1 protein-coding gene is annotated in these 238 nt (G+C 31.1%); it reads left to right on the top strand.

Annotated elements, in window-relative coordinates; all coding sequences use genetic code 11:
* Nucleotides 1-238, top strand: a 238-nt coding sequence (locus ACHRV0_RS21745) for a hypothetical protein (RefSeq protein ID WP_395442538.1), incomplete at both ends; no start/stop codon positions are given.

Genomic DNA, 238 nt, shown 5'->3' with positions numbered 1-238 from the left:
ATTCCTTATTCTGTCTGGGAGAAAGGAGAAAAAGAATATCTTTATGATATTGGTTTCACGACAGAAGAAGAAGATAAAAGAGATTATAGTATAGCCATTGCGGGATATACAAAAGATGGCAGTATAATATATTCAAATAAAGATCCGATTCCATACTTAAAATGGAATGAAAATGTAAAGCTAAATGTTGCAAAAGGTAAAAAACTTCCTGTACAGTTTTATATTCAATGGATCTCGC

It is taken from the genome of Flavobacterium sp. FlaQc-30 (assembly GCF_044005885.1).
In the GTDB taxonomy this organism is placed as follows: Bacteria; Bacteroidota; Bacteroidia; order Flavobacteriales; family Flavobacteriaceae; genus Flavobacterium.
This window is presented reverse-complemented; position numbering and strand designations above follow the sequence as displayed.